Annotated in this window: 6 protein-coding genes; 2 read left to right on the plus strand and 4 right to left on the minus strand. The window is 69.6% G+C overall.

The features are described 5' to 3' along the window. Nucleotides 1-1623 (plus strand): amino acid permease (locus tag ACFFCN_RS18435; RefSeq protein WP_375494048.1); only part of this gene is annotated, 1623 nt, incomplete at its 5' end. 1 nt (nucleotide 1624) lies between these two features. Here the strand turns inward: ACFFCN_RS18435 and ACFFCN_RS18440 are convergent. Further along, entirely contained in the window at nucleotides 1625-2134 is a 510-nt protein-coding gene (locus ACFFCN_RS18440; RefSeq protein ID WP_375494050.1) for a macro domain-containing protein, read from the minus strand. Nucleotides 2135-2169: 35 nt separating this feature from the next. Between ACFFCN_RS18440 and ACFFCN_RS18445 the strand changes: the two genes are divergently transcribed. Further along, a complete protein-coding gene (locus tag ACFFCN_RS18445; RefSeq protein ID WP_375494052.1) occupies nucleotides 2170-2457 on the plus strand; it encodes a hypothetical protein in 288 nt (95 codons plus the stop codon). A 94-nt stretch (nucleotides 2458-2551) separates the two neighbouring features. Here ACFFCN_RS18445 and ACFFCN_RS18450 read toward each other — a convergent pair whose 3' ends face one another. The 3 genes from ACFFCN_RS18450 to ACFFCN_RS18460 all read right to left on the minus strand — a co-directional run bounded on the left by ACFFCN_RS18450 (nucleotide 2552) and on the right by ACFFCN_RS18460 (nucleotide 5110). Next, the gene (locus ACFFCN_RS18450) at nucleotides 2552-3460 is read right to left on the minus strand and encodes a mechanosensitive ion channel family protein (RefSeq protein ID WP_375494054.1); all 909 of its coding nucleotides are present in this window, start codon (nucleotides 3458-3460) and stop codon (nucleotides 2552-2554) included. Nucleotides 3461-3506: 46 nt separating this feature from the next. After that, nucleotides 3507-4184 (minus strand): YdeI family protein, encoded by a 678-nt coding sequence (locus ACFFCN_RS18455; RefSeq protein ID WP_375494055.1) that lies wholly within the window; start codon nucleotides 4182-4184, stop codon nucleotides 3507-3509. A 107-nt stretch (nucleotides 4185-4291) separates the two neighbouring features. After that, on the minus strand, nucleotides 4292-5110 hold the full coding sequence (locus ACFFCN_RS18460) for a class I SAM-dependent methyltransferase (RefSeq protein ID WP_375494057.1): 819 nt from the start codon (nucleotides 5108-5110) through the stop codon (nucleotides 4292-4294). Nucleotides 5111-5243 lie beyond the last annotated feature (133 nt).

A 5243-nucleotide genomic window follows, 5' to 3' on the forward strand; every position in this document is an offset into this window, starting at 1 on the left:
ATCTTCGCCCTGATGAAGGCGTTCGCGAACGGTGGTGCCTCGCTGACCGGACTCGAGGCGATCTCCAACGGCGTCAGCGCGTTCAAGCCGGACGAGGGCCGCAACGCGCGTCGCACGCTCAGCGTGATGAGCATCCTGCTCGGCTCGCTGGTGCTGGGAGTGTCGTTCCTGGCCTGGCAGACCCACGCGGCGCCGTTCCAGGACGGGCATCCGACGGTGATCAGCCAGGTGGCGCACGCCGCATTCGGGCACGACCTCGTCGGCAACGTCGGTTTCGTCGTCGTGCAGCTGGCCACTGCACTCGTGCTGATCACCGGCGCCAACACGCCGTTCACCGGGTTCCCGTTCCTCGCGAGCTTCATCGCCGAGGATTCGTTCCTGCCGCGGCAGCTGACCCGCCGCGGGCACCGGCTGGCGTTCAGCAGCGGCATCGTCGTGCTGACCGCGCTCTCGGTCGCGCTGCTGCTCGGTGTCGGCGCCAACGTCGACGCGCTGATCCCGTTCTACGCGATCGGGGTGTTCACCGGCTTCACGATGGCCGGCCTCGGCATGGCGCGTTACCACCACACGCACCGCGAGCGCGGCTGGCGCCACAAGTTGACGATCAACGCGACCAGCGGCGTGGTGTCCGCCGTCGTCGTGCTGGTGTTCGCGATCGTCAAGTTCACCGAGGGCGCCTGGCTGGTCGTCCTGTTGTTCCCGGTCGGCTGGCTGGCGTTGATGCGGTTGAACGCCCGCTACCGTGCCGAGGCGCGTTCCCTCGACCTCGCGACGTGGGTGCGCAAGGACCGCAAGGACCAGGCCGAGGCCGCGCACTACGGCTTCCACACCGTCCTCGTGTGCGTCGACCGGCTGGACCTGGCCGTGCTGCGTGCCTTGCGCTACGCCGGTAGCCTGCGCCCGACCGAGCTGCGCGTCGTGCACGCGGTGCTGGACGCGCAGGAGGCACAGCAGCTGCAGCGGGAGTGGACGCAGCGCGGGTTGATCGACCGCTACCCGCTCGAACTCGTCGAGTGCGCCGATCGTCGGTTGCCGCGCACGATCGCCGAGCTCGCGCTGGACGCGGTGATCGAGGAACGCGCGGAGGTCACCGTGCTGCTGCCGCGGCGCACGTTCGGGCGCATCTCGCAGCGGCTGCTGCACGACCGCACCGCCGACCACATCGCCGAGGCGGTCAGCCGCATCCCGCACGTCGCCGCCACCATCGTGCCGTTCGACACCACGCTGCCGCACGACGCCATCGAGAACATCGAGCGCAGGCAGCACGACTCCGCCGTTCGGCCGCAACTACGCACGCGGGGACGCGCGGCACCGGCGCGCAGTTCCGGCGCCACGCCCATCGCCGACGCGCAAGCCCGGCAGAAGGTGTGCGTAGAGGGCACCGTGCGATCCGTGCAGCTCGGCGCATCGGCCGGACGGTCGCTCGAGGTCCAGCTGTTCGACGACTCCGGCGGGTTGCGCCTGCTGTTCATGGGACGCACCGAGGTCCCCGGGATCGTGTGCGGCGCGGTACTGCGGGTCACCGGCCGGGTGGGCGAGTTCCACGGCAGGTTGGCGATCGCGAATCCGCGCTACGAGATCGTCGCGAGCGCGGACGCCGCGGCGCTCGCCGGCACGCGGTGAGTCATGTGCGGTTCGTGGCGTCGAGCGCGCGCTGCCAGCTGTCGTGGGTGCGTCGGTCGTAGGCGACGAGGAGGCATGTCTCCACCCGGGTAGACGCATGCCGGAGCGCGTCGACGGAGATGTCGCACGCCTCGTCGAGCGGGTACCGGTAGGCGCCCGTGGACAGCGACGGGAACGCGACCGATCGAGCTCCGACCTCGTCGCAGCAGCGGATAGCCGCGAGGTAGGCCGAGCGGAGCAGTGCGTCGCTCGGCTTGTCCGACCCGTACCGCGGACCCACTGCGTGCACGACGTACCGCACGGGTGCGGGCAGCTCGAACGCGTCGGTGATCACAGCATCGCCGGCCGGGCACGGCGCGAGCGGCCGCAGTGCGGCGAGCAGTTGACGCCCGGCAGCGCGGTGGATCGCACCGTCGACGCCGCCACCGCCCTTGAGGGACTTGTTCGCGGCGGTGACGAGCACCTGCGCGTCGACGCGGGTGATGTCACCGGAGACCAGTTCGATGCGCACGGTCCTACGGGCTGCGCGTCGCCGTGCGCGTGGGCGTGGGCGTCGCCGTCTTGCTGCCGCCGGGTCGCGGCAACGTGGTCGTCGGCGACGGAGTGGGCGAGGGCGTCATCGACGTCGAGGTCGTCGGGCCCGGCGTCGTCGACGTCGGCGTCGGTGTGGCGGACCTGCTGTTCTCGGTCGACGAGGAACTCGTCGACGACGACGGCGTAGCCGACGACGTGGCCGACTTCGGCCTAGTCGGGCTCGGTGTGGGCGTCGGCGTGGAATGCGTGGTGCGTTGCGGCGCTTCGTGGTTGGCCGAGATCGGCCGGATCAGGAAATAGAGCACCAGCACGACGACGAACAGCACCGACAGCACCAGCGTCGACGGGCGCGCGGTGACGTGCGCCGAGTACCAGGCGCGGATGCGCTCGCCGGTCACGACGCGGACGCCGGGTCGTCGGTGTCGACTGCCGGGGCAACGGTGATGCCGTCGCGGGCCAGCCGCGTGGTGATGCGCGCCCGCAGCGCCCGACCGACGTCGAACTGCTTGCCGGGCAGGCTGCGCGCCACCACCCGGACGTTGAACTGATCCACCTCGATGCTCTCGACGCCCATCACCGACGGGGCGTCCAGCATCAGCTTGCGCAGCGACGGGTCGGCGAAGGCCTCGTCACACACGGCGCGCAGGGCGTCGGTCACCTGACTGACGTCCGCGGTCAACGGCACCGGCACGTCGATGACCGCACGGGCCCAGTCGCGCGAGAGGTTCGTGACCTGGATGATCTGACCGTTCGGCGTGGTCACGACCTCACCGGTGTTGGTGCGGATGCGGGTGATGCGCAGCGTCACCTCCTCGACGGTGCCGGTCACCGGCGGCAGCCCGGTGGACGCGATGGTCAGCCGGACGAGGTCGCCGAAGCCGTACTGGCGTTCGGTGACGATCAGGAAGCCGGAGAAGATGTCCGCGACGATGCGCTGCGCGCCGAAGCCGAGCGCCACGCCGGCGACCGTTGCGGGCGCCACGAATCCGGTGATCGGCAGCCCGAGCAGCTTCACGACGAGCACCGCGGTGAGGCTGTAGACGACCGCGAGCAGCGCCCAGGTGATGACCTGGGTGACCGCGTGCCGGTGCTTCATCGCCTCCGAGCGGACGAGGAGGTCGGACTGGTCGGCGCTGCGGTCGATCTGGTCGGTGATCCGATTGCCCACCCAGTTCGCCAGGCGGGTGAGCAGGACGGCGCCGATGATCAGCAGGATGACGATCAACAGGTTGGTGCGTGCCCACAACCCGACGTCGTTCAACGGCGTCACTGCGAGGTCGCGCAGCCCGTGCGTCGACGTCATCCAGCCATCCTGACGCGTCAACCCGACGTGAACCACCTCGGGTCTCTCACTCCCGGTCGCCGATTGCCTCGCGGGCACGGGCCACCCACGACGGCTCGCGGCCGAACCGTTGCGACGGGATGAGCCGACCGGCCGCGCTGTCGTCGATCAGCTGCGCCATCCGGCGGTCCCGCGTCGCCTGTTGCTTCGCCGACACCACCCAGCTCGTCACGTGCTTGCGATATGACGGCGTCGCGATTTCGAGGAACCGGGTGGCGCGGGCGTCGGCGGCGAGCAACTGCGCGTACTCCGGCGGCAATTCCGCATCCTCGGCGCGCTCGTAGACGTAGATCGCGGTGCGTTCCGCGCGCCTGCGTTCGAACGCTGTGAGCCCTGCCGGGTGCATCCGCCCTTCACCGACGAGCCGTTCGACGTGCGCCACGTTGACCGCGCTCCACGTGCTGGTCGGCTTGCGCGGCGTCCAGCGCTGCCGGATCGCGTCGGCGTCGATGCGTTCGACCCGCGAGTCGATCCAGCCGAAGCACAATGCTTCCGGCACCGCTTCGGCCCAGGTCAGTCCGCGGGCAGCGACGTGCTTCTTGTACAGCCCCATCCACAGCTCGGTGGCAGTGTCGTGGTTGCCGGCCAGCCAGTCGCGGAACTCGGCGGCGTCGGCGAAGAACAACGCGGGACGGTCGGGTGTGCCGCCAGGCGTCCCCGGTGACGTACCGCGCCGCCTACCCACACGGCAATCCTGGCAGCCGCGCCCACTGTTCGCTTCTTGCATGCCGAGATGACCAGATTCAGCCTTCGAATCTGGTCATCTCGGCATGCAAGAAACGATGCTGCCGGTCAGTGGGTCTGGCGACGCCGCCGGATCTCGCGACGCACGGTCCTCAACGCCGGTTTGACCGCCTGCGGCGTCAGGGACTTGGCAAGCACCGTCAGTTTCCCTGGCCGGGCGACGACGCGGGGAGGTTCAGACGGTACCCGGATGACATCGCGGCCCAGGATCTGCTGGACCTCGAACTCGCGCCGGATCGACGAGCGCAAGCGGTCCAGCAGCGGACCCGGGTCGGCCCAGGTGCCGTACAACTTCTGCGAGGTCAGCACCAGCGGGTGCATGCCGTCGCTGATCGCTGCTTCCCACACCGCCGCCGCCACTCCCGGAGTGTGCGGCGAGCGGTAGTCGTCGAACACGACGATGCCGTCACCGATGAGCAGCGCCTTGGCCGAGGCGGCATCGGTACGGACGTGCTCGTAGAGGTGCGATGCGTCGACGTGGCAGAAACGCACGCTGTCGTCGGCGACGAGCCGGCGGATCTCCGACGAGAATCCGCGGTGGACCACAGGCAGGTCGCGATGGAACATCCGGTAGTAACCCTCGAACGCTTCCTGGGTCAGCCCGGTGTAGGACTCCACGTTCTCGGTGCGGTTGGAGTCGTCGCCTGCGTCGTCCTCGAACAGGTCCACCACGGTCAGGGTCTCGCCGTCGCGAAGGTGATCGCCGATGACGATCGCACTCTTGCCGAGGTAGACGCCGAGCTCGACGAGATCACCGCGCACGTCGCGCTCTTCCTGGTCGCGCAGGAACCATTCGAAGAACATGTAGTCGACCTCCGGCAGCCAGCCGGGCACGGTCTCGTCGAGCTTCAACCGATCGATCGTCACGCGTCTCCCTCTGCCCCGCCGGACCGCACGGGCGGTGCAGCCGGGTGTCGCGCACGCTACCGCCAGCTGGACCGAGATTCGGTGCCCCCGGCAGGATTCGAACCTGCGACGCCCGGCTTAGGAGTCCGGCGCT

It is taken from the genome of uncultured Jatrophihabitans sp. (assembly GCF_964246335.1).
Lineage (GTDB): Bacteria > Actinomycetota > Actinomycetes > Mycobacteriales > Jatrophihabitantaceae > Jatrophihabitans.

Excerpts from the sequence above, each read along its gene's own strand:
- ACFFCN_RS18450 (WP_375494054.1), bottom strand. The coding sequence starts at position 3,460 with ATGACGTCGACGCACGGGCTGCGCGACCTCGCAGTGACGCCGTTGAAC.